The 26,162-nt window shown below is 67.3% G+C and carries 21 protein-coding genes; 10 read left to right on the top strand and 11 right to left on the bottom strand.

Annotated elements, in window-relative coordinates; genetic code table 11:
- Nucleotides 1-744: 744 nt before the first annotated feature.
- Nucleotides 745-2,142, bottom strand: coding sequence for a dihydrolipoyl dehydrogenase (gene lpdA / locus ACFVWG_RS36405; protein ID WP_391548034.1), 1,398 nt, complete (start codon nt 2,140-2,142; stop codon nt 745-747).
- Nucleotides 2,143-2,285: 143 nt separating this feature from the next.
- On the opposite strand from lpdA, the gene ACFVWG_RS36400 reads away from it, so the two are divergent.
- Together ACFVWG_RS36400 and ACFVWG_RS36395 are read left to right on the top strand one after the other, a co-directional pair.
- On the top strand, nt 2,286-4,409 hold the full coding sequence (locus ACFVWG_RS36400) for a peptidoglycan DD-metalloendopeptidase family protein (protein ID WP_391548033.1): 2,124 nt from the start codon (nt 2,286-2,288) through the stop codon (nt 4,407-4,409).
- Nucleotides 4,410-4,479: 70 nt separating this feature from the next.
- A complete protein-coding gene (locus ACFVWG_RS36395; RefSeq protein ID WP_391548032.1) occupies nt 4,480-4,938 on the top strand; it encodes a PGPGW domain-containing protein in 459 nt (152 codons plus the stop codon).
- On the opposite strand, the gene ACFVWG_RS36390 is transcribed toward ACFVWG_RS36395, so the two are convergent.
- A complete protein-coding gene (locus ACFVWG_RS36390) occupies nt 4,906-6,093 on the bottom strand; it encodes an FAD-dependent monooxygenase (protein ID WP_391548031.1) in 1,188 nt (395 codons plus the stop codon). The genes ACFVWG_RS36395 and ACFVWG_RS36390 overlap by 33 nt on opposite strands.
- A gap of 91 nt (nt 6,094-6,184) precedes the next feature.
- Between ACFVWG_RS36390 and ACFVWG_RS36385 the strand changes: the two genes are divergently transcribed.
- Nucleotides 6,185-6,868: a TetR/AcrR family transcriptional regulator gene (locus ACFVWG_RS36385; protein ID WP_391548030.1), complete on the top strand. Its 684-nt coding sequence runs from the start codon at nt 6,185-6,187 to the stop codon at nt 6,866-6,868.
- Here the strand turns inward: ACFVWG_RS36385 and ACFVWG_RS36380 are convergent.
- A complete protein-coding gene (locus tag ACFVWG_RS36380) occupies nt 6,849-7,745 on the bottom strand; it encodes a helix-turn-helix domain-containing protein (RefSeq protein WP_391548029.1) in 897 nt (298 codons plus the stop codon). The two genes, ACFVWG_RS36385 and ACFVWG_RS36380, sit on opposite strands and share 20 nt — an antisense overlap.
- A gap of 119 nt (nt 7,746-7,864) precedes the next feature.
- Here ACFVWG_RS36380 and ACFVWG_RS36375 point away from each other — a divergent pair, with 119 nt between their 5' ends.
- Genes ACFVWG_RS36375 through ACFVWG_RS36360 form a run of 4 tightly spaced genes read left to right on the top strand, consistent with a single transcriptional unit; the run spans nt 7,865 to nt 13,686 of the window.
- Nucleotides 7,865-10,624: a family 78 glycoside hydrolase catalytic domain gene (locus ACFVWG_RS36375; RefSeq protein WP_391548028.1), complete on the top strand. Its 2,760-nt coding sequence runs from the start codon at nt 7,865-7,867 to the stop codon at nt 10,622-10,624.
- 28 nt (nt 10,625-10,652) lie between these two features.
- Entirely contained in the window at nt 10,653-11,981 is a 1,329-nt protein-coding gene (locus ACFVWG_RS36370; protein WP_391548027.1) for an ABC transporter substrate-binding protein, read from the top strand.
- The gene (locus ACFVWG_RS36365; protein ID WP_391548026.1) at nt 11,975-12,838 is read left to right on the top strand and encodes a carbohydrate ABC transporter permease; all 864 of its coding nucleotides are present in this window, start codon (nt 11,975-11,977) and stop codon (nt 12,836-12,838) included. The genes ACFVWG_RS36370 and ACFVWG_RS36365 overlap by 7 nt, the downstream gene beginning before the upstream one ends.
- On the top strand, nt 12,835-13,686 hold the full coding sequence (locus tag ACFVWG_RS36360) for a carbohydrate ABC transporter permease (protein WP_391548025.1): 852 nt from the start codon (nt 12,835-12,837) through the stop codon (nt 13,684-13,686). The genes ACFVWG_RS36365 and ACFVWG_RS36360 overlap by 4 nt, the downstream gene beginning before the upstream one ends.
- On the opposite strand, the gene ACFVWG_RS36355 is transcribed toward ACFVWG_RS36360, so the two are convergent.
- The gene (locus ACFVWG_RS36355) at nt 13,676-14,302 is read right to left on the bottom strand and encodes a class I SAM-dependent methyltransferase (RefSeq protein ID WP_391548024.1); all 627 of its coding nucleotides are present in this window, start codon (nt 14,300-14,302) and stop codon (nt 13,676-13,678) included. The two genes, ACFVWG_RS36360 and ACFVWG_RS36355, sit on opposite strands and share 11 nt — an antisense overlap.
- Nucleotides 14,299-15,426: an aminotransferase class V-fold PLP-dependent enzyme gene (locus ACFVWG_RS36350; protein WP_391548023.1), complete on the bottom strand. Its 1,128-nt coding sequence runs from the start codon at nt 15,424-15,426 to the stop codon at nt 14,299-14,301. Before ACFVWG_RS36350 ends, ACFVWG_RS36355 begins: the two co-directional genes overlap by 4 nt.
- A gap of 26 nt (nt 15,427-15,452) precedes the next feature.
- On the opposite strand from ACFVWG_RS36350, the gene ACFVWG_RS36345 reads away from it, so the two are divergent.
- The 3 genes from ACFVWG_RS36345 to ACFVWG_RS36335 are packed head-to-tail and all read left to right on the top strand — an operon-like array spanning nt 15,453 to nt 18,378.
- On the top strand, nt 15,453-16,205 hold the full coding sequence (locus ACFVWG_RS36345) for a glycerophosphodiester phosphodiesterase (protein ID WP_391548022.1): 753 nt from the start codon (nt 15,453-15,455) through the stop codon (nt 16,203-16,205).
- A gap of 60 nt (nt 16,206-16,265) precedes the next feature.
- On the top strand, nt 16,266-16,949 hold the full coding sequence (locus ACFVWG_RS36340) for a hypothetical protein (RefSeq protein WP_391548021.1): 684 nt from the start codon (nt 16,266-16,268) through the stop codon (nt 16,947-16,949).
- Nucleotides 16,950-17,004: 55 nt separating this feature from the next.
- Entirely contained in the window at nt 17,005-18,378 is a 1,374-nt protein-coding gene (locus tag ACFVWG_RS36335; RefSeq protein ID WP_391548020.1) for an MFS transporter, read from the top strand.
- Between the two features lie 783 nt (nt 18,379-19,161).
- Here ACFVWG_RS36335 and ACFVWG_RS36330 read toward each other — a convergent pair.
- Genes ACFVWG_RS36330 through ACFVWG_RS36305 form a run of 6 tightly spaced genes read right to left on the bottom strand, consistent with a single transcriptional unit; the run spans nt 19,162 to nt 26,061 of the window.
- Complete coding sequence (locus ACFVWG_RS36330) at nt 19,162-20,601, bottom strand: polysaccharide lyase 6 family protein (protein ID WP_391548019.1); 1,440 nt, start codon at nt 20,599-20,601, stop codon at nt 19,162-19,164.
- Nucleotides 20,602-20,611: 10 nt separating this feature from the next.
- Complete coding sequence (locus tag ACFVWG_RS36325; RefSeq protein WP_391548018.1) at nt 20,612-21,481, bottom strand: AraC family transcriptional regulator; 870 nt, start codon at nt 21,479-21,481, stop codon at nt 20,612-20,614.
- Nucleotides 21,478-22,905: a polysaccharide lyase 6 family protein gene (locus tag ACFVWG_RS36320; RefSeq protein WP_391548017.1), complete on the bottom strand. Its 1,428-nt coding sequence runs from the start codon at nt 22,903-22,905 to the stop codon at nt 21,478-21,480. The genes ACFVWG_RS36325 and ACFVWG_RS36320 overlap by 4 nt, the downstream gene beginning before the upstream one ends.
- 5 nt (nt 22,906-22,910) lie before the next feature.
- Entirely contained in the window at nt 22,911-23,777 is an 867-nt protein-coding gene (locus ACFVWG_RS36315; protein WP_391548016.1) for a carbohydrate ABC transporter permease, read from the bottom strand.
- Nucleotides 23,774-24,739 (bottom strand): carbohydrate ABC transporter permease, encoded by a 966-nt coding sequence (locus ACFVWG_RS36310; RefSeq protein WP_391548015.1) that lies wholly within the window; start codon nt 24,737-24,739, stop codon nt 23,774-23,776. The genes ACFVWG_RS36315 and ACFVWG_RS36310 overlap by 4 nt, the downstream gene beginning before the upstream one ends.
- Complete coding sequence (locus ACFVWG_RS36305) at nt 24,736-26,061, bottom strand: ABC transporter substrate-binding protein (RefSeq protein WP_391548014.1); 1,326 nt, start codon at nt 26,059-26,061, stop codon at nt 24,736-24,738. The genes ACFVWG_RS36310 and ACFVWG_RS36305 overlap by 4 nt, the downstream gene beginning before the upstream one ends.
- Nucleotides 26,062-26,162: the final 101 nt, after the last annotated feature.

Raw genomic sequence — 26,162 nt, 5'->3', positions numbered from 1 at the left:
CGCCAGGTGGCCGAGCCGCGCCAACCACCGGGGGCTTGAACAAGAAATGGTGAGTGTGGACAGGTCATAGCTTGTTCACGCCCACCACAGGGGGTTCACACCCCCACGCGGCCAGTCATCAGAGCGGACGGGTGGCAGCCGGGTGCGTTAGTGGGTGAGTTTTTCGTCACCTGGACCCGAAAATCTCACCCATAGCGCAAGCCTGAACGTCATGTACCTCAGCCACAGCCCGGAAGCTCAGGCAACGCCCACCTGGTCGCCGACCGCACCATCCCCCTCAGCCATCTACCTGGTGCGCCCGAAGGTTTCAGTCGACCGCCGGAGGCGGTCGAGTCCCCTGTGAGCCAGGTAGGCGACTCGGCCGGCTATGTCTCGCTGTGGCTGAGCATGTCTGCGGCCGATTAAAGACGGGGTGGCTGGGCGAGGCGGTGGCTGAGGGGATGGTGAGGCCGCGACCAGCCCTCACCGTTGCGTGGGGCTGACGGGCTGTGGTTGCGGTTCAGGAAACTTCATCTGCGGGGTACGGGTCCGTCACGTACCTGTTGACTTCAGCGACCCGTGCCATCGGCGCCACGGACGACGTGGCACGAGCCATTCCATCGCGCTACCTCGACACCGAGCGGGCGGCGTTCCGGCTGGCTGGGGAATACACGTCGAGTCCACAGCGCAGCGAAAACGGCGGCAAACGGTGGGGCGAGAGCCCTGGTTTGCCGCCGTTTGAGGACTACCCCCGGTGACTGGTTGTCAGAAGTTGATCATGTGGCCTTCGAGGCCGTGGAACGCTTCCTGCAGGGCCTCGGACAGGGTCGGGTGGGCGTGCACGTTGCGGGCCAGTTCCTTGGTGGTGAGGTCCCACTTCTGGGCGAGGGTGAGCTCGGGCAGCAGCTCGGTGACCTCGGGGCCGATCAGGTGCGCGCCGAGCAGCTCGCCGTACTTGGCGTCGCTGATGACCTTCACGAAGCCGTTCGGGTCGTTGAGGCCGTGGGCCTTGCCGTTGGCGGTGAAGGGGAACTTCGCGACCTTCACGTCGTGGCCGAGCTTCTTGGCCTCTTCCTCGGTGTAGCCGAAGCTGGCGATCTGCGGCTGGCAGAAGGTCGCCCGCGGGATCATGGCGTAGTCGAGCTCCATGGTCTCGTGGCCGGCGATCGTCTCGGCGGCGATCACGCCCATCGCCTCGGCGGCGTGGGCGAGCATCAGCTTCGCGGTGACGTCACCGATGGCGAAGATGTTCGGCACGTTGGTCTTGCAGAGGCCGTCGATCGCGATCGCGCCGCGCTCGGTGAGCTGGACGCCGGTCTTGTCCAGGCCGTAGCCGTCGACGCGCGGCTGGAAGCCGATCGCCTGCATGACCTTGTCGGCCTCGATCACCTTGGACGCGCCGTCCTTGCCGGTCACCGTCACCTTGACCGAGGAACCGGAGTCGTCGATCGAGTCGACCCGGGTGCCGGTGAGGACGTCGACACCGAGCTTCTTGTAGGCGCGGGCGAGCTCCTTGGAGACCTCAGGGTCCTCCAGCGGGACCATCCGGTCGAGGAACTCGACGATGGTGACCTTCACGCCGTAGTTGGCGAGCACGTAGGCGAACTCGACACCGATCGCGCCGGCACCGGCGATGACGATCGAGCCGGGCAGCTCCTCGGTGAGGATCTGCTCCTCGTAGGTGACCACGCGCTCGGACAGCTGGGTGCCCGGCAGCAGCTTCGTGGTGGCGCCGGTGGCGATGATGCAGCTGCCGAAGGTGACGGTCTCCGACGAGCCGTCGTTCAGGGTCACGTCGAGCGTGTTGGCGTCGGTGAAGGCGCCCCACCCGTCGAACTCGGTGATGCTGTTCTTCTTCATCAGGAAGTGGACGCCCTTGACCCGGCCGTCGGCGACCTTGCGGCTGCGCTGGACGGCGGTCGGGAAGTCGAAGCTGACCTCACCGCTGATACCGAAGGCCTTCGCCTCCGTCCGGAAGATGTGCGCGAGCTCCGCGTTCCGCAGCAGCGCCTTGGACGGGATACAGCCCACGTTCAGGCAGACACCGCCCCAGTACTTCTTCTCGATGATGGCGGTTTTGAGCCCGAGCTGAGCCGCGCGGATCGCCGCGACATACCCACCCGGACCTGCGCCGAGGACAACAACGTCAAAGTGCGAGGCCATACTCCAGACTTTAGTGGGTGACGCCAGTCACGTGACTATCGGGCAGCTTTCTTCCGTCAGGAGCGTTCCCGGCCTACGCTGGGCACGCGCGGGGGCTTCCGTCCGTCCTGCGCACGTGAGGCACGACGACCATGGGGAGCCTGATGGTTCTGGGGAACCGTCGGGGGCTGCGGTTCGCGGCGCTCGGCACACTGCTGGCAGTGATGGCACTGCCCGCGTACGCCGGTACGCCCACACCACCGCCTCCCGCCTCCGTCACGGACGTCAAGCGCTCCCTGGAGCAGCTCCAGGCCGAGGCCGCCGTGCTGCAGGCCGACTTCGCCAAGGCGACCATCGCCTACACGAACGCGCTCAAGGCCGCCGACGAGGCCGAGGCCGCCGCCAAGAAGGCAGAGACGTCCGCGAACACCTCCACCGGCCGGGCCGACGAGGAGCGCCGCAAGCTCGGCGTCATCACGGCCCAGGCGTACCAGATGGGCGTGCCGACGCAGCTGGGCGCGGAGTCGATCCTCTGGTCGCTGGCCCCGGTCGCGGAGAACCTGCAGGAGATCGCCGACCGGCAGACCGCGATCCAGCAGCTCGGCACCACGCAGACCGCGCAGTACAACAAGGCCATGAACGCCGGAGCCATTGCCGATCAGGCCAAGGCGGAGGCGGCCAGCAAGCGCGGCGCGGCGAAGGCAGCGGCCGAGCGCGCCCAGCAGCTCGGCAACGACGTGAAGCAGAAGGCCGCCGACGCCGCCTCGCGCGCGATCGACCAGCTTCCGGAGCTTGACGGCGCATCCGAGCTGTCCAGGCAGCTCCAGCTCGCCCGCAACCAGCAGGCGCTCCTGCGCTGGCAGGCCTACCTCACCGAGCTGACCGCAGCCAAGGTGACGCTGCCTCCCGCCGCCGCGATCAAGAACCCCGCGGCCCTCCCGGCCGGTCTGAGCCCGCTGGTCGCCGGTGGCCAACCGGTTCCCGGCGCAGCCTCGGTCACGGTCGCCGGCAAGACCCTTCGGGTGCTGTCGTCAGAGACGATCCGCGCGGTGAACCAGGCGTTCAACCTGGTCGGCCGCGCCTACGCCATCGACGCCACCGGCCCGGATCAGTACGGCTGCCTCGGTGCCACCCGCGCCGCGTGGGCGCCGTACGCGAAGCTTCCGAACACGATCAGCAAGGTCTACCCCGGCTACCAGCAGATCCCGCCGGACCAGATCCAGCCCGGCGACATCATGCTGATGGGCAGCCGCTCGCTCGGCCTGGTCCACATCGGCATCGCGCTCGACAACGAAGAGATGATCGCGTCCGATGAGTCGAAGGGCTCGGTCGTCGTCACGCCCGTCCCGGAGAACCTCTGGGCCGCGCTCCGGCCGACCCTCGGCGCCCCCACCAAGGCGCAGGTCGCGCCGACGGCGGGCTCCAACGCGGCCAACTTCCGCTGCGGCAACACCGGTACGTCGGTCAACGTCGGCACCGGCGCCTGGACGTGGCCGCTGGCCGACGGCACCTACGAGATCGGTACGCCGTTCGGTCAGGCCGGCTCGATGTGGTCGACCGGCTACCACACCGGCCAGGACTTCGTGGCCCCTATCGGTACGCCGGTCCGCGCGGTCACGTCGGGAACCGTCCGGGTCGAGCACCCGAGCTGGGCCGGCAACCTGGTCCGGATCGACCACGGCAACGGCTTCGAGACCCTGTACGCGCACCTGAGCCAGGTCAACGTGACCGACGGCCAAGAGGTCGTGGCGGGCCAGCGGATCGGTGCCGTCGGTACCGAAGGCAACTCGACCGGCCCCCACCTGCACTTCGAGGTCCGGATCGGCGGCGACCCGGTCAACCCGATGCCGTTCCTGGCCACCGGGTCCGCGACCACCGGCTGGGGCGGTTACAGCAACGGCATGATCCCGTCCAGCAAACTGTGTGCGATCGGCAACGGTCACATGCTGCGCTGCGACGCCGCCGCGGCCTACCTGCAGCTCGCCGGCTCCTTCAAGAAGGCCTTCGGCAAGTCGCTGTGCATCACCGACTCCTACCGCTCCTACCAGTCGCAGGTCAGCCTGTATGCGCGCAAGCCGTCCCTGGCCGCTCTCCCCGGTACGTCGAACCACGGCTGGGGTGTCGCGGTCGACCTGTGCGGTGGCATCGACAAGTACAACACCGCGCAGTACAGCTGGATGAAGTCGCACGCCCCCTCATTCGGGTGGGTGCACCCGGACTGGGCCGAGCAGGGCGGCAGCCGCGAGGAGCCGTGGCACTGGGAGTTCGGCCGCGCCAACCGCTCCTGATTCGCCAGCTCGCCTGATTTATCAACTGCACCTCCGGGGATTCGGCCGCGTCAGCACGTAGGGTGGTGGCGTGGCCGAGCACGACAGTCCCGACCGCACTGATCACAACATCACCTTGGACGCTGACGACGACCGGTGGGAGTGGCGGCGCCGGATTCGGGCGAACCCGAAGAAGCACCTGATCTATCGCATCGTGGTGGGCGTGGTCGGCGGTCTGCTGATCGTCGCGGCGCCACTGACCGGCTGGCTGCCGGGCCCCGGCGGTATCCCGCTGTTCATCGCGGGCCTCGCCGTCCTGGCCAGCGAGTTCGAGTGGGCCCAGCGCCTGCTCTACAAGGTCAAGGACTGGGTCAAACAGCTTACTGCCTGGACCGGCAAGCAGCCCGCCTGGCTGAAGACGCTCGGCACGATCGCGCTGTTCTGCTGCGTGCTGATCGCGATCTGGCTCTACATGGCCGTGCTCGGCGTCCCCGGCTGGCTGCCCGACTCCTGGGAGTCATTCCTGTACAAGCTGCCCCTCCTGCACTGAGTAGTCCGGCAGGTCGACCAGGGTGCTCATCTTCTGCGCCAGCTTGAGCATCAAGTTCAACCCGAGCCGGTTGCCGAGGGTGAGGTTGCGCGCGGCGAGCGCGAACTTGGTCGGCGGCGCCAGGAACCGGCCGGCCTGGCTGCCGTCCTGTGTTGTCGAGACTGCCTTGCGCATCACCGTTTCGTAGCGTTCGAAGGCGGTTCGGTAGTCGGTGCCGGCTCGACCCAGCTCCCCCGCCAGCACGTAGGCCCCGACGACGGCCGACCCGGTACCGAGCGCTCCGAAGGTCGCGCCGTACCCGGCGTCTCCGAGCAGCACGATCCGGCCGGTGGACCAGCGATCGACGTACACGCGGCTGATCGAGTCGAAGTACAACTCCGTTGCCGACGGCAACGCTTCGAGCAGCTCGGGCACCCGCCAGCCGACGCCGGTGAACTGGTCGAGGATGATCGCCTTCTGCTCGTCGAGGTTGCGCCGGTTGTAGCTCAGCACGGGCGATTTGAAGACAACCATGGCCTGCGCCAACTCCGTATTTCGCTGGTCGGCGCCGACGCACGCCAGCTTCCCGGGCACGTTGTAGAGCAGCGTCTCCTCCAAGGCGCCGAGCGTGTTCGGCACCTCCCAGCCGGCCACGTAGTAATCCAGATGCCGCTCGGTCACTTGCTCGGCCGGCCACGCGAGCCGCCGTACCACCGAATGCATGCCATCGGCACCGATCACCAGGTCGTACGTCTCCGCGAGACCGCTCTCGAAGGTCACGTCCACACCGGTCGCCGTCTCCTGCAGGCTCGCGATCGAGTCACCAAACCGGTACGACGCCGCGCCGCGTCCGTGGTCGTGCAGCACCTGCGACAGGTCCGAGCGCAGTACCTCCAGCTCACCACCAGCGAACTCCGCCGGCAGCCGCATCACGTGCTTGCCCGCCGCGTTGACGAACTGCCACGCGTTGCCGCCGGTCTGCCGCGCCTTCAGATCCGCGAGTACACCCATCCGCTCCAACACGGTCAGGAACACCTCACCCCGGAAGTCCACGGCGTACCCGCCCTGCCGTAGTTCCGGCGCGATCTCCACCACCGTCACCTCGTGGCCCGTGCGGCCCAGCCACAGCGCCACCGACGGCCCCGCCACGCTTGCCCCCGACACCAGAATCTTCATCGCTCCGCTCCTCACAGTTAACTGTGTCCGGTGGACACAATAATGTGTATGGTAGACACAGATCGACCGACAAGGGAAGTGGGTTCTCTGGATGACCGAGTTGCTGTGGGGCTCAGCGCAACCACCGAGCCGCGGCCCGAAGCCGGCCGTGACGCTGGCCGGGATCGCCGAGGCCGCGATCCGGATCGCCGACGCCGAAGGGCTCGACGCGGTCTCGATGCAGCGGGTCGCCGACGAACTGCCGGTCACCAAGATGGCGCTCTACCGCTATGTCCCCGGCAAGGCCGAGTTGGTCGCGGTGATGAGCGATCTCGCGATGGGCGTACCACCGGAGCGCCCATCGCTCCCCTGGCGTGAGGCGCTGTACGCGTGGTCGATGGACCTCTACGCGGGTTTCCGCCGGCACCCGTGGCTGCTGCTGTCCACCATCGGCCGCCGCCCGGTCGGGCCGAACGAGCTGACCTGGATGGATCGTGGCGTGCGCGCCCTGAGCGACACCGGTCTCGACGGCAGCGAGCAGCTCGACGCTATCGTCGTACTGGTCGGCCACGTGCGGACGCTGACCTTGCAGACCACCACGGTTCCTGGCCGGCAGGGCCTGACCGAGGAGGCGTTCCTCAGTGACTTCGCCGCGATCCTCACAACGCACGCCGACCGATTCCCCAGCCTGGCTGCGGCAACGCAGTCGGCAGGCCAGGACAATCAGGGCCTCGAGTTCGGTCTCCAGCGCATCCTCGACGGACTGGAGTTGCTGATCAACGCCCGGAAGGCGTGAACTTCGGCGTATTGAAACGTTGCCGGTAGACGCTGGCACTGAGCCCGAAATGCGACTTGAACCGGCGGGCGAAGTAGTTCTGATCCGGCCAGCCCACCGACTCGCCGATCCGGCTCACCGGCAGGTCCGTGTGCAGCAGTTGCACGGCCGCCAACTCGACGCGATGCCGGGACAGATAGGCCATCGGCGGAAGGCCGGTCGCGGACTTGAACAGCCGGACCAGATACCCCGGTGCCAGGTGCAGCGCCTGCGCCAGATCGGTCAGGGTCCAGGGCCGCGCCGGGTCGGCCTCCAGCAACCGCATCGCATCCAGTACGGCGGGGTGCGTGTGCCCGTGCAGGTCTTCACGCTCGGCCACGTTCCGGGCCAGACAGCTCAGGTACAGCGACAGCCAGCCGATCAGATCGCCACGATGGCGGCCGATCGGATGATCGCGCAGTGCGCGAAGACCGTCGAGATGCTGAATCGCGTCCGCGAACGTGTCGCCGTCCAGATGTGTGCTCAGCACTCCGCGGCGCTGCGCGGAGAACGGTCCCGTCCACAGCAGGTAACCGAGCAGCGGATCTTCACGGGTCCAGGCCAGTTCGCGCCGGATCAGGTCCGCCGAGAAGCAGCAGTTGTAGACCTCGAGGGACCGGCACTGCTCATACTCGTGCCACACGCCCGGCCGCAGCAGGATCGCGTCGCCGGCCACCAGCGATTGCCGACCGGCCTGGCTGTGGTGCACGCCCTCGCCGCCGACGACCAGCGCGATCTCGAAAAAGCTGTGCGTGTGGAGCGGGTGCCCGTCCTCGTGAACGTGCGTGCCCGCGTGCACAATCGCGCCCTCCATGAAGTGCAGCGTGGTGCCCTGTGTGCGGACCGGCTCGTCGACCATGCCTCACGATATGGCTGAGGTGCATTTCGTGCTAGGACTCGTGCACTCCGGACTATTTCTTAACGGACACCCGACGCAAGCTGGCCCTGAATCGTTTCATTCGCAACGGTTGGAGCCCCATGCCGAATCTCGCCGCACCGAGCAGCATCCGCTTCGAACATCGCACCGACTCCGGGCCCGTCATCGGCCTCGGTACCGCCACACCCCGTCTGTCCTGGCAGGTCATTTCCGCACCCGCCTCATATGCCCAAACCTCGTACGAGGTGGAGATCACCGGTACGGCGACGCAGTCGTACACCGTGGAGTCCGCCGAGCAAGTGCTGGTCCCGTGGCCTGGTGAGCCACTGGCCTCGCGTGAGCAGGCGTCGGTTCGGGTCCGCGTTCGTGGTGACGGCGACTGGAGTGAGTGGAGCGAGCCGGCGGTTGTCGAGGCCGGTCTGCTGAGCACGGACGACTGGACTGCCCGTTTCATCAGCCCGCGCGACAATCCGCACGGCGCCCCCGCTCCCCTGCTGAGCGCCGCCCTCGATCTGCCGGGCGACATCACCAAGGCTCGGCTCTACGCAACCGCCCACGGTCTCTATATCCCCGAGCTGAATGGGAGTCGGGTCGGCGACGAGGAACTCGCCCCTGGCTGGACGGTCTACCAGCAGCGGCTGCGCTACCAGACCTACGACGTGACTGATCTCGTCCAGGCGGGCAACAACGAGCTCGAGTTCCTGCTCGGCAACGGCTGGTACCGCGGACGCCTCGGTTTCCGCGACCAGAAAGCGGTCTACGGCGACCGCCTCGCCGTACTGGCTCAGCTCGAGGTCACCACCGGCGACGGCCGGCTTCACACCTTCGGCACCGACGGCACCTGGATCACGCGAGAGAGCGCGATCTTGGCCGACGACCTGTACGACGGGCAACGCACTGACCTCCGTCGTGCGCCCGGCACTTCCGGCCCCGTTGACGTGATCGACGCCGACCTCGGTCTGCTTGTCGCACCGGATGGTCCGCCGGTGCGGATCACCGAGCAACTCCCGGCGAGAGCGCTCTCTACTTCTCCCAGCGGCAAGACCCTGATCGACTTCGGCCAGAACCTCGTCGGCCGGGTCCAGCTCACCGTGCGCGGTGGCGCGGCCGGCGACGAGGTCGTCATCCGCCACGCTGAGGTTCTCGAGAACGGCGAACTTGGCGTCCGCCCACTCCGGACCGCGAAAGCCACTGACTCCTACGTCCTGGCCGGTCCCGACGAGGTCCTGCTCGACTCACCGCTCACCTTCCACGGCTTCCGGTACGCCGAGGTGACCGGCGTACCGGATCTGCGTCTCGAAGACCTGACCGCGGTCGTCGTCGGCAGCGATCTGCGCCGTACCGGGTGGTTCCACTCGTCGCATGAGCTGCTGAACAAGTTCCACGAGAACGTCGTCTGGGGCATGCGCGGCAACTTCGTCGACGTGCCGACCGACTGCCCGCAGCGCGACGAGCGGCTCGGATGGACCGGTGACATCCAGGTCTTCTCCCCCACCGCGAGCTTCCTGTTCGACACCGCCGGGTTCCTCGGCAACTGGCTGTCCGACCTGGCCGCCGAGCAGCACAAGGACGGCTCGGTCCCGTTCGTGATTCCCGACGTCCTGCGGAACGCCGAGCCGGCCACGGCCGCTTGGGGTGACGCGGCAACGATCGTTCCGTGGGTTGTCTACCACCGGACCGGTGATGCCGGGCTGCTCAGGCGCCAGTTGCCGAGTATGCGCGCCTGGGTGGACAAGATGGCCGCGCTGGCCGGGGACGACCTGTTGTGGGCCGGTGGGTTCCAGTTCGGAGACTGGCTCGACCCGACCGCTCCCCCGGAGAACGCGGCCAAGGCCCAGGCCAACCCGGATGTGATCGCCACCGCGCACCTGGCGCGCTCGGCCGAGGTGGTCGCGCAGGCTGCCGAGATCGTCGGAGAGCGCGATCTCGCCACCGACTATCGCGATCTGGCTGCTCAGGTCCGGAAGGCGTTCGCTGCCGAGTACGTCACCGACGGCGGCAGAGTGCTCAGCGACGCACCGACGGCGTATGCGCTCGCATTGCAGTGGGCGCTGCTGCCTGAGGACGACCAGCGGGTGCGAGCCGGCGCGCGTCTGGCGGACCTGGTCCGCTCGGCGGGCTTCCGGATCAGCACCGGATTCGTCGGTACGCCGCTGATCGCGGACGCGCTGACCGATGCCGGGTACACCGACATCGCCTATCGCCTGCTGCTGCAGACGCACTGCCCGTCGTGGCTGTACGCCGTGACGATGGGCGCGACCACGGTCTGGGAGCGCTACGACAGCATGCTTCCCGACGGCAGCATCAACCCCGGTGAGATGACGTCGTTCAACCACTACGCGCTCGGCGCCGTCGCCGACTGGATGCACCGCCGCGTCGCCGGACTCGCTCCGGGAGAACCGGGATACCGCTCTCTCGTCGTCGACCCGCTGATCTCGTCGCAGCTCACCAGCGCCTCGGCGAAACACCTCACCCCGTACGGCGAGGCCGCGGTCGCGTGGTCGCGCAGCAACGGTGAGATTGCGCTCTCCGTGACCGTTCCCGTCGGCGCCCGCGCACAGGTCGTCGTACCGGGGTCTGATGGTCCGGTGGAGGTCGGCCACGGAACGCACGAGTGGACGGCACCTGATGTCGAGCCGCCGACGCTTGCCTCGGCGGCGACCGTGCGGCAGCTCATCGACCACGAGCCGAGCTGGGACGCTGTCGTCGCGGGAGCGCTGGAGAGCGGTTTCGCGACCGATGACGCCGCGCTCGCCGCTCGGCTGGCGCCGTACCTCGATCAGCCTGCGACCCGTCTGAAGGAGGTGGCCGGCGACGCCGGCGCGCTGCGCTCCGCTCTCGAAGCCCTCCTCAACCACTGATCACGCACTTATCCCCTAGGAGGTCATGATGACGTTCCGCCCAGGCATGCGAGGAGCCGTCGTACTTGCGCTCAGCTCTCTCGCCCTGACCGCGTGCAGCGCGGGCAGTCTCGGTTCCAGCGACGACACGGGCGGAGGAGGATCGGTCACGATCACCTACCTGATCGGCAACCAGGACCAGGACATCAAGACCGCCGATCAGCTGGTCAAGGACTTCACCGCGAAGAACTCCGGGATCACGATCAAGACCGAGACCCGGCCGGCCGGCACCGAAGGCGACAACCTGGTCAAGACCCGGCTGGCGACCGGCGACATGCCGGACGTGTTCGGCTACAACACCGGTTCGTTGTTCCAGGCGATCGCGCCGCAGAAGAACCTGGTCTCGCTCAGCGACCAGCCGTACATCAAGGACCTCGACGAGAACTTCACCAAGACCGTCACCGCCGACGGCCAGGTGTACGGCGTACCGGGTGGCGGCTTCATGGGCGGCGGGGTGCTCTACAGCATCCCGGTCTACACCAAGCTCGGGCTGAAGATCCCGACGACGTGGGCCGAGTTCATGGCCAACAACGCCAAGATCAAGGCGGCCGGTGGGGTCGCACCGGTGATCCAGACCTACGGCGAGACCTGGACCTCGCAGCTGTTCGTCCTCGGCGACTTCCACAACGTGGCCGCGGCCGAGCCCGACTTCGCGGATCGCTACACCAAGAACCAGGCGAAGTACGCCACCTCGGCGGCTGCGCTGAAGGGGTTCGAGCACACCGAGGCCGTCCACGACGCGGGCTACGAGAACAATGACTTCGCCTCCGCCAAGCTGCCGGACGGCCTGCGAATGCTTGCCCAGGGCAAGGGTGCGCACTACCCGAACCTGACCGGTACGGTCGCGAACATGGTTTCGACCTACCCGGAGGCGGCCAAGAACGTCGGCTTCTTCGCGTTGCCTGGTGACGACGCGAGCAAGAACGGCCTGACGCTGTGGACGCCGGGCGGTAACTACATCCCGAAGACCACGACCGGCGACAAGCTCGACGCGGCGAAGAAGTTCCTCGCGTTCCTGGCCAGCCCCGAAGGGTGCGCCTCGTTGTCGAAGGCTGCGGCCCCGACCGGCCCGTACGCCGTCAAGGGGTGCACGCTGCCGGCCGACGTACCGCAGGCGATCAAGGACATGCAGCCGTACCTCGACAAGCCCGGCGGATCCAGCCTCGCGCTGGAGTTCCTGTCGCCGGTCAAGGGTCCGTCGCTCGAGCAGATCACCGTCGAGGTCGGTTCCGGCATCCGTAAGGCGAAGGACGGAGCCGCCCGGTACGACGAGGACGTGAAGAAGCAAGCGCAGCAGTTGGGGCTAGCGGGATGGTGAGGGTGTACCGCCCGTACTCGAACTGGTTCTACCTGCCGACGGCCCTGATCTACGGCGTGCTGTTCCTGGTCCCGACGTTCGCCTCGCTCTACTTCAGTCTGACCCGGTGGACGCTGTTCGAGTCCAAGTTCATCGGGTTCGGCAACTTCAAGCTGTTCTTCCAGGAGCCGGCGCTGCTCAAGGGCTTCACCAACACACTGATCTACGCAGTCGTCACGTCCGGGTCGAAGGTGGTCCTCGGGTTGCTGCTCGCGGTCCTGCTCACCTCGCAGATCGTTGCCCGCGGCTACCTTCGGTCGGTCGTGTTCTTCCCGGTGCTGGTGTCGACGATCGGTGTCGGGCTGACCTTCACGGTCTTGATGAACCCGGAACGCGGACTCATCAACGGCGCGTTGAGCGTGATCGGGATCGACGGACCGGGCTGGCTCACCGATCCGAAGTGGGCGTTGCTGTCGGTGGCCGCGGTCGACGTCTGGAAGGGCGTCGGCCTGGCCACACTGATCTACATCGCCGGGATCGTGTCGATTCCGCGTGAGTACATGGAGGCGGCTCGGGTCGACGGGGCGAGTTCGTGGGAGACGTTCCGGCGGATTGTGTTGCCGCTGTCCCGGCCGGCGACCGTGACGGTGATCATCTTGTCGCTGATCGGCGGGCTGCGGTCGTTCGATCTGATCTGGGCGATGACGCGGGGCGGACCGGGCTTCACCTCGGACGTGATCGCGTCGGTCATCTACAAGCAGTACCAGGCCGGCTTCTACGGTCTGTCGACCGCGGGGAACGTCGTCCTGTTCGTGGTGGTGACGGCGATCGTCGTACCGCTGTCGTGGTTCCTGAACCGGCAGGAGGTGGACCTGTGAGTACGGCGGAATTGGTCAACCATCGGCCGGGACGCAAGCTCGCGTTGAGCGCGGTCGCGATCGTCGCGTCGGTGGTGGTGTTCCTGGTGCCGTTCGCGTTCATCATCCTGACCGCGGTCAAGGATCGGCAGCAGTCCGCGCTGCTGGACTTCTCGTGGCCGCACCAGTTCCGGTTCGTGCAGAACTTCATCGAGGTGGTCGAGGCCCGCGACTACATGCTGGTGATCGCGTTCATCAACTCGACCATCCTGACGGTCGTCAGCGTGGGCGGGATGGTGGTGCTCGCGGCGATGGCCGGCTTCGTGCTGCAGCGGCGCAAGAGCCGGTGGAACGGATTCATCAACTTCCTGGTGCTGGCCGGGCTGATCATCCCGCCGGCCGTCGTACCGACGATCTGGGTGCTGCAGAAGTTCGGGCTGTTCCGGACCATGCCGGGATTGATGCTGATCGAGATCGCCTACGGGTTGTCGTTCTGCATCTTGTTGTTCCGCGCCTTTGTGTCGACGATTCCGCGCGAGCTCGACGAGGCGGCGATCATCGACGGTGCCGGACCACTGCGGCTGTTCTTCGGGGTGATCTTCCCGCTGCTGAGATCGGTCGTCGTGACGGTCGTGGTGGTGCAGTCGGTGGCGGTCTTCAACGACTTCGTGAACCCGCTCTACTTCCTGCCGGGCGACAAGAACGCGACCGTCCAGCTCACGCTCTACAACTTCTCCAGTCAGTACTCGACGCAGTACAACCTGCTGTTCATGAACATCCTGCTGATCACGATTCCACCGCTGATCATGTTCCTCTTCTTCAACCGCCAGATCGTCGCCGGCATGACGTCGGGAGCCGTCAAAGGCTGAGCGGTTTGCGAACCAGGGCGTAGGCCTGCGGTTGCTTCTCGCCCCACTCGGGGGCATGCGTGAGCGTGGCGACCTCCTCGAACCCAGCATCAGCGAGGAGGGACGCCACGTCGGCCGGGTCCTGCAGGTACACATCGAGGTCGAGATCGTGACCGTACGCCGCGCTCAGGTGGTACGTTCCGGCGCCCGCCTTGTAGCCGTAGATGAGGTGACCGCCGGGTTGGAGGACGCGGTGGGCCTCGGCGAAGGCGGCGGGGAGTTGCTCGCGTGGTGTGTGGACGAGCGAGTACCAGAGCAGGGCGCCGGCTAGCTCGCCGTCTTTGAGCTCGAGGTTGAAGACCGAGCCGACCTCGAAGCGCAGGTCCGGGTAGTTCTCACGAGCGACGTCGATCATGCCGGGGCTGAGGTCGATGCCGAACACGTCGAGGCCCGCTGCGGCCAGGTGTGAGGTGACGCGGCCGGTGCCGCAGCCGAGGTCGGCGATCGGGCCGGGTGGGACCGTCTCGCCGAAGTACATGAGCATCATGCGCTCGGCTACACCCTTGCCCACCAGGTCTTTCAGGAGGGCGTGGTAGTCGGTCGCAACGGTGTTGTAGGAGGCCTCGATCTCGTTCATGTGAGGACTCTAGGAAGCCCCTCCGACAGTTTCCGATAGCACTCCGGGGTGTTGTAGGCGTGGGCCGAGAGCCGGATGTACGAGCGCCCCTCGAAACCGGTGAGGGTTATCTCGACCTGAAGCTCGTTGGACACGTGTGCCTTGAACGGCTCGGCCTCGGCGACCACCATCGGCAGCTCCACCAGGCGCAGGGTCGGGGCGGGGTTGGCCACTTCACCGACCGACGTACCGAGGGCTTTGGCAACGAGGCGGGCGCCCTCTTCAAGCATCGCGGTGATCTGCGGCCGCCGTACCGACCACTGCAGATCGGCGAGCACGCGCAGCGACTCGGGCGCCGCGATCCATGCCGCGTAGTCCTGGGTGCCTTGCATGTCGAACCGCTCCGGCAGGCGCTCGTCGTACTCGGACCAAGACGTGATGAGCGGGAGGGCCGCCTCGCGCCACTTCTCGGCGACGACCAGCGCGGCGGTCGCGCGCGGAGCAGCCGGCCACTTGTGGAAGTTGCCGGTCCAGAAGTCGGCGCCGTCCCCGGTCGGTGCGTCGATCAGCGCCGGTGCGTGCGCGCCGTCCACGATCACCGGTACGTCGTGCGCGTGGGCCAGCTCGACCAACCGGGCGATCGGCAGGATCGTGCCGGTCGCGGCGCTGACGTGGTCGACGAGCAGCACGGACGCGTTGTCGAGCGCGGGTTCGATCAGCGCGACCACCGTGTCGTCGTCGGCCTGCATCGGTACGTCGACCACGAACAGTTCGGCGCCGTGAATCCGTGCGACCCGCTCAGCGGCGTACCGAGAAGCGCCGTACACGTGGTTGGTCGTGACGATGCGGCTGCCGCTCCGAATCGGCACGCTCGCGAAGGCGGCGGTGACGCCTGCGCTGGCGTTGGGCACGAGGGCGAAGCCGTCGGGGTCGGCCTGCAGGAAGGCCGCGAGCTCGAGCCGGGCAGCGGTCAGGCGCTCGGGCACGGAGCGGAACCACACCATCGGGTTGGCCTCGGCCTCGGCCCGGAGAGCGGCCAGGACTTCTTGGGTACGGCGGGGAACGGCTCCCCACGAGCCGTGGTTGAGATGCACCACGGCCGGGTCGAGGGTCCACAGGTCTGGGCGGGGGCTGAGTACCGTCACCAGCCAAACGGTACATAATTCCTGACGTGTACCCCTACCTCGACCACGACGGTCCGATCGCGATGGCGCACCGCGGCGGCGCCAAGCACCCGGACCTGATCGGCTACGAGAACTCGCTGCACGCCTTCGAGCACGCGGTCGGCCTCGGCTACCGCTACCTGGAGACCGACCTGCACGCGACCAGCGACGGCGTCGTGATCGCGTTCCACGACGACGTCCTCGACCGCGTCACCGACCGCACCGGCGTGATCGCCGATCTGCCCTGGTCGGATGTCAGCAAGGCGCGGATCAACGGCCACGAGCCGATCCCCCGGCTCGACGAGCTGCTCGAACACTTCCCCGGCATCCGCTTCAACCTCGATATCAAGGCCGAGAAGGGCCTGGAGCCGGCCGCCAACGTCCTGCGCGCCGCGAACGCGATCGACCGGATCTGTGTCTCGTCGTTCTCGCAGTCCCGGGTTCGCCGCATCCGCAAGCTCCTGGGCCCACGCCTGTGCACCGGGTACGGCGACCTGGAGACCGCGCTGCTGCGGTTCCTCCCGATCGCCCTCCCGTCCAAGGGCGCCTGCCTCCAGATTCCCGAGAAGTACAAGGCGCTCCGCGTCCTCACCCCCGGACTGATCGACCGCGCCCAATCGGCCGGCAAACTGGTCCACGTCTGGACTGTCGACGACCCGGCCGACATGCGCCGCCTCCTCGACGCCGGCGTCGACGGGCTGATCACCGACCGCACCGATCTGCTCCGCGAGGTGCTGATCGAGCGAGGACAGTGGACATAGTTGCCGCGGCACGCTAAATCTGCGGCGGAGGGCACCCTCCGCTGGCTAGGCTCGGGCGTTATGACGCCAGCCGAGGTGAACGCACTCCTGGGGCCCGAGGCCGATCATCGCCAGGCCGAGCGGGCGTTCCTGGACGTCGGGTGGACTCGCTGCGGGGCCGGTGACTGGGCCTTCGCCCTCCGGTCGCCCGACGGATCGACCGTCGTACGGATCAGCCCGTTCGATCCGGTCGGGCCGTACACGGCAACTCTGTATCGCGAGGCTGCTCACACGCGTCAGGTCCCGCGCCTGTTCGCGCACCGGCGACTGACCGGCGGTGGAGATCTGCAGGTGATGGAGTGGTTGAGTGCCGTCTCGCCGGGGCAGGCGGCCGCGTTCCATCGGGCGATCGCCGAGCGTGCGCCGGAGGTGGCCGGGCTGGCCGAGGTGATCAACCGCATCCATCAACGAGCCCGGAAGGAGCTGCCCTGGTGTGGACCGTTGGACACGAACCCGTCCAACGTGATGCGGGCCGCCGACGGGCATCTGGTCGTCGCTGACCTCTTCTACGCCGATGGGTTGGCCCTCTACCAGGCCGCGATCGAGAACCCGGCTCTCGTCGTCGCCAAGATTCCCGAGTCCGAGCGCCGGTTCATGGCCGACATCCCGCTGGCGGCGTCCGGCCCGTGGGAGCCCGGAGCGCAGGCAGCACTCCGGGCTGGACTGGCGGCGGCGGACGCGGACGCGGCCCAGTCAGCTAGCTGAAGTCACCTAGCTGACAAGGCGCCCTTTAGTCCCCTGAAGCTGCGACACTCTGCGCATGGGACTTCTCTCCGCCCCCGCTGGAGTCGACAAGCGGGAGTACTGGGGCTTCAGCCTCTACGACTGGGCCAACTCCGGGTACGTCACCACGGTCGGGACGGTGCTGTTCGCGCCGTACCTGACTTCGGTCGCCGAGACCGCAGCGTGCGGGTACGTCGGTACGACGGACAAGCCGTGTCACACGAACCTGGATGTCCTCGGGCTGGGGATCTCCCCCGGCTCGCTCGCCTTCTACGTCGTCACCGTCGCGACGCTCTTCTCGGCGCTGTTCCTGCCGGTGGTCGGGGCGATCGCGGACCGGCTCGAACGTAAGAAGCTGCTGATGTGCGGCTTCGCGTGGGCAGGTGCACTGGCCGCGTGCTGCATGGTGTTCGTCGGCGGTGGCCGATGGGAGCTCGGGGCGTTGCTGTTGTTCATCGGCAACCTGTGTCTCGGGTCGTCGCTGGTCGTGTACGACTCGATCCTGATCGACATCGCTCCGCCCGATGATCGCGACGACGTCTCGTCGCGTGCCTGGGCGTTCGGGTATCTCGGCGGCTTCATCCTGCTCGCGATCAACCTCGGCGTCGTCACCGCGCACGACGCACTCGGCCTCAGTCAGGGCACCGCCGTACGACTCAGTCTGCTCAGTGCCGGATTGTGGTGGGGCGCGTTCACCTTCATCCCGTTCGTGCGGCTACGCAACCGGCCGCCGGCGAACGTCGTACCGGTCCGTGGCAGCAACATCCTCCGGCAGAGCTTCGGTCAGCTGGCCGCCACCCTCACTCACATCCGCACCTATCCGGTGACGTTGCTGTTCCTGGTCGCGTACCTGTTCTTCAACGACGGCATCCAGACCGTCATCTCGGTCTCCTCGACGTACGGCGAGAAGCAGCTCGGCTTCGAGACCCAGGTCCTGATCATGACCATCCTGCTGGTCCAGTTCATCGCCTTCTTCGGCGCACTCGCCTTCGGCCGGTTCGCCCGCCGCTTCGGCACCCAGCGCACGATCATGGGCGGCCTGGTCGTCTGGATGCTGATCGTGATCGCCGGCTTCCTGCTCCCGGCCGGCCAGATCCTCCCGTTCCTCGTGATGGGCGCCGCGATCGGCATCGTCCTCGGCGGCACCCAAGCGCTGTCCCGCTCCGCCTTCAGCCAGCTCATCCCCAAGGGCCGCGAGGCCGAGTACTTCTCCCTCTACCAAGCCGGCGAACGCGGCACCTCCTGGCTAGGCACCCTCGTCTTCGGCCTGGTCCACCAGATCACCGGCTCCTACCGCCCCGCCATCGTGGCTCTCGGGCTGTTCTTCCTGGTGGGCCTCGTTCTGTTGTCCCGCGTCGACATGCGCCGAGGAATCACCGAAGCCGGGAATGCTCAGCCCACGTTGGTCTGACGCCGCGCTCGTCTGCGGCGGCCCGTACGGCGGTCCGGCGCTCGTCTGCGGCGGGCCTGTACGGCGGGCCGGCACTGCGATGCGGCCGGTTTCGTACGGCGGGGCTGCGCTCGTCTGCGGCCGGTTTCGTACGGCTGTGGTTGCTCGCCGCTGCGGCCGATTTGCAGTGGCGGGTGGCTGGCGTCCGGCGCGGGGCTGAGGGGGATGGTTCCGTCGGCGACCGCGTTTCCGTTGCCTGAGCTTCCGGGCTTCGGTTGCGGCCGGTAACAACGAGGCCTAGAAAGTGACCCATCGTGGCGAACGCTCCCACTCGGGCCCTCGCCCCCTCCGCATCTGATGGGGTAACCCACCAGATGGCAAGTCCGGGGGGCTGCTGGGGGCGCTGCCGCGCCCGGGAATCCTCGCTAAGTGGTGGATTTTCGTCACCGAGTCCCTAAAACTCACCAATTAACGCGACCGGCCCCGCGTTGCGGTCCGCCGCCTCGCTATGGGTGACTTTTCGGCGCATGGGCCCGAAAACTCACCGATAGCGCGGAACAGGCCCGACGCCGGTCGTCCCCGCTCGCTGGGTGGAACATTTTGTGCAAATCGCGACCAGAAGTTTCCACTCAGCGCAGATCTCGCACCCCAGCCACAACCCGGAAGCTCAGGCAACGGCAACCGTGGTCGCCGACCGAACCATCCCCCTCAGCCAGGCACCCGGCCCGGCCACCCACCACTGTAAATCGGCCGCAGCGGCGGGCAACCAACGCCGGACGATCCCGGCCGCAGACCAGCGAAACGCTAAGCAGCGTTGGGACCTACATCGGCGGCGGTTAACGGACGGCGTACAGGTGTAAGAGTTGAGTACTCGTCGGCACCGACGTCGTACGGCGCACTCCGCGCGTGGCCGTCTAGGTCGTCGGTGACGCGAGTGGCGTGGTTGGTGGTGGTCGCGTTGATGGCGGCGCTGCCGCTGCCTAGGCGGTAGACGCCGTCGGAGCCGGCGGTGAGTTTGGGGTCGGCGCGGGTGAAGCCGGAGGACGGGATGGTGCCGTTCGACGCTGAGCCCCAGAGGATGTTGCCGGAGAAGGTGACGCCGGACTGGTAGGGCAGGTCGGTGAGGTTGCCGCTGGTGCCGACCAGGAGGTTGTCGCGAATCTGGCAGGTTTGGGGCTGGACGGTGCGCTGGCTTTCGCCTGCGATGCCGGAGCCGTTGTTGCGCAGGGTGTTGAGGACGATGACGACGCGGTCGGGGGCGTCGTTGCCCTTGCGAGCGGTATCGGACTCGCCGGGGGTGTGGTCGCGTTCGCTGCCGGAGCCGAGGACGATGCCCGCACTGTCGGAGCCGTCGGCACCGTGGACGCCGTCGACGTAGTTGTTCACGATCAGGTGGTCGTTGCCGTAGATCCGGATGCCGTTGTTGCCGCCGAGGATGTAGTTGCTCTCGACCCGGTTGTTGTTTCCGTGCCGCAGCACGATGCCGCCGAGACTGTTCCGGACCGTGTTGTACCGGATGGTGTTCCCGGACGACTTGACCGAGATCGCTTCGGGGTCGCCGTTCACCCGCTCGAACAGGTTGTACTCGACGGTCGCGTCGGCGTCGGCGAGCGCGCGGCTACTGACCCCGAGCCGGATCGGTTCGCCGCCGTTCTCGCCGCTGAAGCTGTGGTCGCGGAAGTGATTGCGGAGAATATAGGTGCGCTGGGCAATGACATCGTCGCCGCTCGGACCGTCGATCACCAGGTAAACGCCGACGGTCGTCTTGTCCCGGAACAGGTTCCGGTCGATCTTCACGTCATCACCCCGTACGACGACCGAGTGGCCGGCCGCCGACCCGAGCGCGAACTCGTTGCGGGTCAGCCGGATCCGGTTCGAGCCGACCGGCAGATCGAGGGTCGCGGTCTGCTGGAAGATGAACCCGCTGATGGTGATGTTCGACGAGTTCGAGAACACGAAGCTCTTCGGCCCGGTGAGCGTCACGCCACCGCGCGTCTCGGCCTGGATGGTGATCGGTGCACTGGTCGTCCCGTTGCGGCCGCTGATCGTGATGCCGCCGGACCCGACGGCGTACGAGCCGTTCGCCAGCGTGATCGTGGTCCCGGCGGTGGCGGAGTTGATGGCCGACTGCAAGGCGGACAGTGATGTCACCAGGGCGGATTCGCGGGCGTCCGCGGCTCTGACGGCGACGGCGGTGGCGCCGATTGCGCCGACAGCGCCGGCCAGGAAGGTACGACGTTTCATCGGTGTCTCCTCAACTGCGTGGGCGGTACAGCTTTCGGTACTCGCTCGGAGTGACCGAGCTGACTTGACGGAAGACCTTGGAGAAGTAGGACTGGTCCATCCCGACGGCGGCGGCGATCTCCTCCATCGGGCGGTTCGTGGTAGTGAGCTCGCGCTGGGCCCATTCGATCCGGGTGCGCTTGATGTACTGCTTCGGCGACAGACCGAACTCGGTCCGGAACCGCCGGACGAAGGTCGCCAGGTCCTGACCGAAGTGCGCGGCCAGCACTTCGACGGTCAGGGGGTTGTCGAGGTTCTGCTGGATGTACTGCACGACGCTGGTCTCGCTCGTCGTCTGCTGCGCCAGCCGGACCGAACCAGCCGGCGCACTGTCGAGGAAGTGCGCGAACAACGCCGTCAGCGCCGACCGGATCCGCAACGGCGACGCAAGCCCAGGCGGATCCCGGTCTGCCGCGCCGACCTGCTCGAAAAGCAGAGCCGCCTCATCCGGCGACTTGCTCGGCACGATGTTCGGCAAGGTCAGCACCTCACCGATATCGCGCTCACCGATCAGCGCCGAGAAGTGCAGCCAGTGCTTGCGGAACACGTTGTCGCTGACCGTCTCGTAGGACACCGGTACGTCGGCCGGCATGTACACCAGCTCCCCCGCCTGAGGAAACAGCTCCTGGTCCCCCACCACGAGCCGGCCCTCCCCCTCGAGGATCAGGTAGAGCCGCGAGAACGGATCCGGCAGCAACGCCCGCGACCAGCCCCGATGCACCTTGGTGATCCGGGCCGCGACCACCAGGTCGAGCCGGAGCCGATCCAGGTGGGTCCGGATCAGCTCCTGCTCGCGCAGGCTCGGCACGGCCGCGGTCGTCACGTCCGGCGTCGTACTCATGACGCGTGCGGTCCCACGTCGCCCGGGGTGAGCGGGCGGCGGCAGTAGGGCCGCCGCGAGTACTCGTCGGCGCCGACATCCGCCCGGCCGGTACGACGGTCGCCGTCGAGGTCGGTGTCGATATCGGGGTAGCTGCGCGTGGCGGCGTTGATCGCCGGACTGCCCGCCGCGAGCCGGCGGATCCCGTCCGGACCGGCGACCAGTCGCGGATCGGCCCGGCGGAATCCACCCGCGGGCGCGTTCCCGTCGGTCGCCGCGCCCCAGTGCAGGTTGCCCGACCACGTGACGCCGTCCTGGAACGGCATGTTCATCAGTTGCCCTCGATCACCCATCAAGAGATTGTCGGTGATCGTGCATCCGAGCGGTGGGAGGGTCCGCTTGCTCTCGCCGGCTACCGCGTTGTCACAGTCGAGGATCGTGTTCAGCGCGATCTGGACGCCGTCCGGCGCGTCGTTGCCGGTCCGCGAGGTCGGCGGCTCACCCGGGAAGTGGTCGCGGACGCTACCGCTGCCGAGCACCACGCCCGTACCTGCGATGTCGGACAGGTAGTTGTTCACGATCTGGTGGTCGTTGCCGTAGATCCGGATGCCGTTCTTGCCGGACAGGAGGTAGTTGCCCTCGACCCGGTTGGCGTTCCCGTGCCGCAGCACGATGCCGCCGAGTGAGGACCGGATCGTGTTGTGCCGGATCAGGTTGCCCGACGACTTGACCGAGATCGCCTCCGGGTCGCCGTTCGCCCGCTCGAACAGGTTGGACTCGATCAGCGCCCCCGCCGTCGAGAGCGCGCGCGGACTAAGCCCCAGCCGAATCGGCTCACCGCCGTTGTCACCAGGAAAGCTGTGGTCGCTGAAATGATTGCGGTAGACATGCACACCCTGCGCCATCTGGTCGGTCCCGGCGCCTTCGATGCCGAGGTAGATCCCGAGGGTGGTCTTCCCGTGGAAGGCGTTGTGGTCGAGCGTCGTGTGGTCGGCCCGGATCATCACCCAGTGCACGCCGGCGATGTCGGCCAGCTGGAAGTCGTTGCGGGTGAGCCGGATCCGGCGGCAGTCCGGCGGCAGGTCGAACGTCGTACTCTGCCGGAACGCGAAGCCCTGCAACGTGATGTCCGACGAGCCGGTGAACACGAAACTCTCCGAACCCGTCAGCACCACCCCACCGGTCGACTCGGCCCGGATGACGATCGGCCGGTTGGGGCGGCCCCGCAGGCCGGTGATCGCGATCGGCTGTCCGGCCGGTACGGCGTAGATGCCGTCGGCGACGGTGATGACCGTGCCCGGTCCCGCCGTACCGAGGGCTCTGCGCAGTTCGTCGAGCGAGCGGACGTGGCGGCGGTCGAGCGTCGACGCTGCTGCGGGGCGGGCGACAGCGGTGCTCAAGGCAACTCCCGCGGTAGCGGTCGTGAGAAACGTACGGCGGTTCATGAACCTCACCCTTTCAACGCGCCCGCGGTCAGGCCGCGGGCGAAGGAACGCTGGAAGAACAGGAAGACCGTCACCGACGGCAGCAGGGCCAGCAGCGAGGCCGCCATCACCACGCCCGGGGTGACCACCGGGTCGATCCGCAGCGTGCGCAGTGCCAGCGGCAGTGTGTACGAGTCGGAGTTCGTTGCCACCAGCAACGGCAGCAGGTACTGGTCCCAGATCATCGTGAAGCCGAAGACCCCGATCACACCGAGGGCCGGCTTGCAGAGCGGAAGGATGATCTGCGCGAAGATCCGGAACTCGCCGGCGCCGTCGATCCGGGCCGCCTCCTCCAGCTCGCGCGGGACATCCTTCATGAACTCGGTCATCACCAGGATCGAGAACGCCCAGGCGCCGAGCGGCACGATCATCCCGGCCAGCGTGCCCATCAGGTTGAGGTGCACGAGTGGGACGTCGGCCAGGACCAAGGTCAGCGGCAGCGCGAGGATCTCCTCGGGCAGCATCATGGTGGCCAGGATCGCCACCATCACCAGCGTCATCCCGGGGAAGATCTTGCGGGCGAGCGCATAGCCGGCGAGCACCGAGACGGTGACCTGGAGCAGCAGCCCGAAGCCGACCACGAAGAACGAGTTCGCCAGATACTTCAGGACGCCGTGGTCGAACGCGATCTTGAAGTTGTCCAGCGTCGGGCTCTTCGGAATCACACTCAGCTGCGTCGGGTCCGACACGTGGTTGAACGAGCTGACCAGCAGCGCGAGCAGCGGACCCGCGAAGACCACGAACAGGCCCGTGTAGATCACGGTCTTCGCCACCCGCGCGGCAACGCTCTTGCTTTCGGTGAGACCGAGTGCAGTCTCGGTGGCAGCAGTCATGCGACTCGCCTCCTTCGGAGCAGCTGGACGCAGACGGTCAGGACGAGCGTCGCGAGGAAGAGCAGGACAGCGCCCGCGGACGCGATCCCGAGCCGGTTCTGTTCGAAGCCGAGCTTGTAGATCAACGTCATCAGAACCTCGGTCGAGCCGTTCGGTCCGCCGTTCGTCAGCAGGAACACCTCGGTGAACGCGCGGAACCCGCGGACAGCGGCCAGCACGAACAGGATCGCGAACACCGGCCGCAGCCCCGGCAGCGTGACGTGCAGAATGCGCTGCTTGGTCGAGGCACCGTCCACGACCGCGGCCTCGTACAACCCGCGGTCGATCCCGGCCAGCCCGGCGAGGAAGATCATCATGTCGTACGGCGCCCCACGCCAGATGCCCGTCACCACGATCGACGCGAGTGACGTGTCCGGGTCGTTGATGAACCCTGACGGCCCGAGCCCGACCAGACCGAGGATCTGGTTGAGCAGACCATCGGCCGTCGGGTGGTACATGATCCGCCACAGCTCGGCGACCACGGCGATCGGTACGACGACCGGCAGGAACGCCGCCGACCGGATGAAACTGAGCTTTCGGGTCTGGCCCTCCACCAGCAGCGCCAGCACGAACCCGAGGATCATCGAACCGGCCGTCTGCCCGACGGCCAGCACGATCGTGTTCCAGGTCGCCGACCGGAACCCGTCCGAGGACAGGATCTCGCTGTAGTTCGCCGTCCCGACCCACAGGTTGCCGAGGTAGGGGCGGACCTCCTGCGCCGACATCGAGAGCGCCTGCGCCATCGGGATGAACTTGAAGTAGACGAAGAGGATCAGTGCGGGCGCCAGGAACAGCCACGGAATCCACCAGTTGCCGGTGCTGCGCCGGTTGCGGCCGAGGCGGCGCGCTGGCGTCCGCCGTACCGGCCCTGTCGCCTGGGATGCCCGCCGCGCCGGCCGGGCCTCCGCCTCGCGGACACTCACGGCGCGCCGATGCCCTGCTGCTTGAGCGACTCCGCCAGCTTGCCGTCCAGCTTGGTCAGCTCGGCGCCGACGTCGAGTCCGCAGTCGGCGATCAGCGCGTTCACCGTGTCGGCACTCGCCTGCCGGATCGGCGTCCAGTTCGGGATGCTCGGCGCGTACCGGCTGTGGTCACGGTAGACGTCGGCGTACACCTTCCAGCGCGGGTCCTTGCGTACCGCGGTGACGTCGACGGTCTTGTTCACCGGCAGCTGCACGTTGAAGGCCTTCTCGCCTTCCATCCCGAGCTTCTGCGCCTCCGGCGAGATGATGTACGACGCCCAGGCGTTCTGCCCGGCCTCGTTCGCCGACCCGGCCATCAGGTACGCGCTGCCGCCCTCCGCGAGCACGGTCGAGTCCTTGGCGCCCTTCGGTACCGGGACGACCTCGTACTTGTCCTTGCCGAGGCTCCCGTCGAACCGCGGCATCAGGTACGGACCGACGACGTACATGCCGGCCTTGCCCGACTCGAAGGTCTCGTTGGTGGGCGGGGTGTCCATCGTGGCCGCGCCGGGCTGGATGACCTTGTCGGTACAGGCGAGGTCGCGGAACCACTTGGTCGCTGCTACCGACTCCGGCGTGGACATGGCCGGCTTGTACTTCCCGTCGGCCTGCTTGGCGATGAAGTCGCCGCCGGCGCCCCACAGGAAGTTCGAGAAGTACCAGGAGGCGTACCCACGCTTCGTCGAGCCCGGTACGGCGAGTCCGGCGGTGTCGTTCTTACCGTTCCCGTCAGGGTCCTTCGTGGTGAACGCCTTCGCCAGCGCGACGAACTGCGCCAGGTCGGTCGGCACCGGCAGCCCGACCTTCTGCCGCCAGTCCTTGCGGATCAGGAGTGCGGAGGCCTGCGCCGAGTACGGGACGCCGTACATCTTGCCGTCGCCGGCCTTGGCGACCGCCAGCGCGGAGTCGAGCAACTGGTCGCTGCCCTTGATCGCGGCCGGGTCGACCTCGCGGATGATGCCCTGGGTGAGCATCGTGCCGAGCTGGGACGAGTCGTTCATGACGATGTCCGGCAGGTCCTTCTGCGCGGCGCGCTGGGACAGCTTGGTCTCGAAGTCGTCGAAGATCGCGGTGACCTCGATCTTCTGGCCGGTCGCCTGCTCGAACGCGGCGGCCAGCTTCTTCATCCCCTTCTCGCCGTCGCCACCGGGCGTGGTCCGCGTCCACAGCTCCAGCGGCGCCTTCGCATCCTGTGCGACCGGCTTCGGGCCGGTGCTGCCACAACCCCCGAGCGCCAGGGCTGCTCCGAGCCCGACAGCTACCCACTTCAACGTCCTAGACATCCCGCCCCACTCCAATTTGTACTTTTTGGACCTCATTTCGTCGGAAGATAGCGCTTTCCATCGGAGTCGGTCAATGATTCATCGGATGTCTGTTCCCGGGC

Origin of the sequence: Kribbella sp. NPDC058245 (assembly GCF_042882005.1) — a bacterium.
Taxonomy (GTDB): domain Bacteria; phylum Actinomycetota; class Actinomycetes; order Propionibacteriales; family Kribbellaceae; genus Kribbella.
The sequence above is the reverse complement of the archived record's forward strand: the minus strand, read 5'-3'. Positions and strand labels throughout refer to the sequence as shown.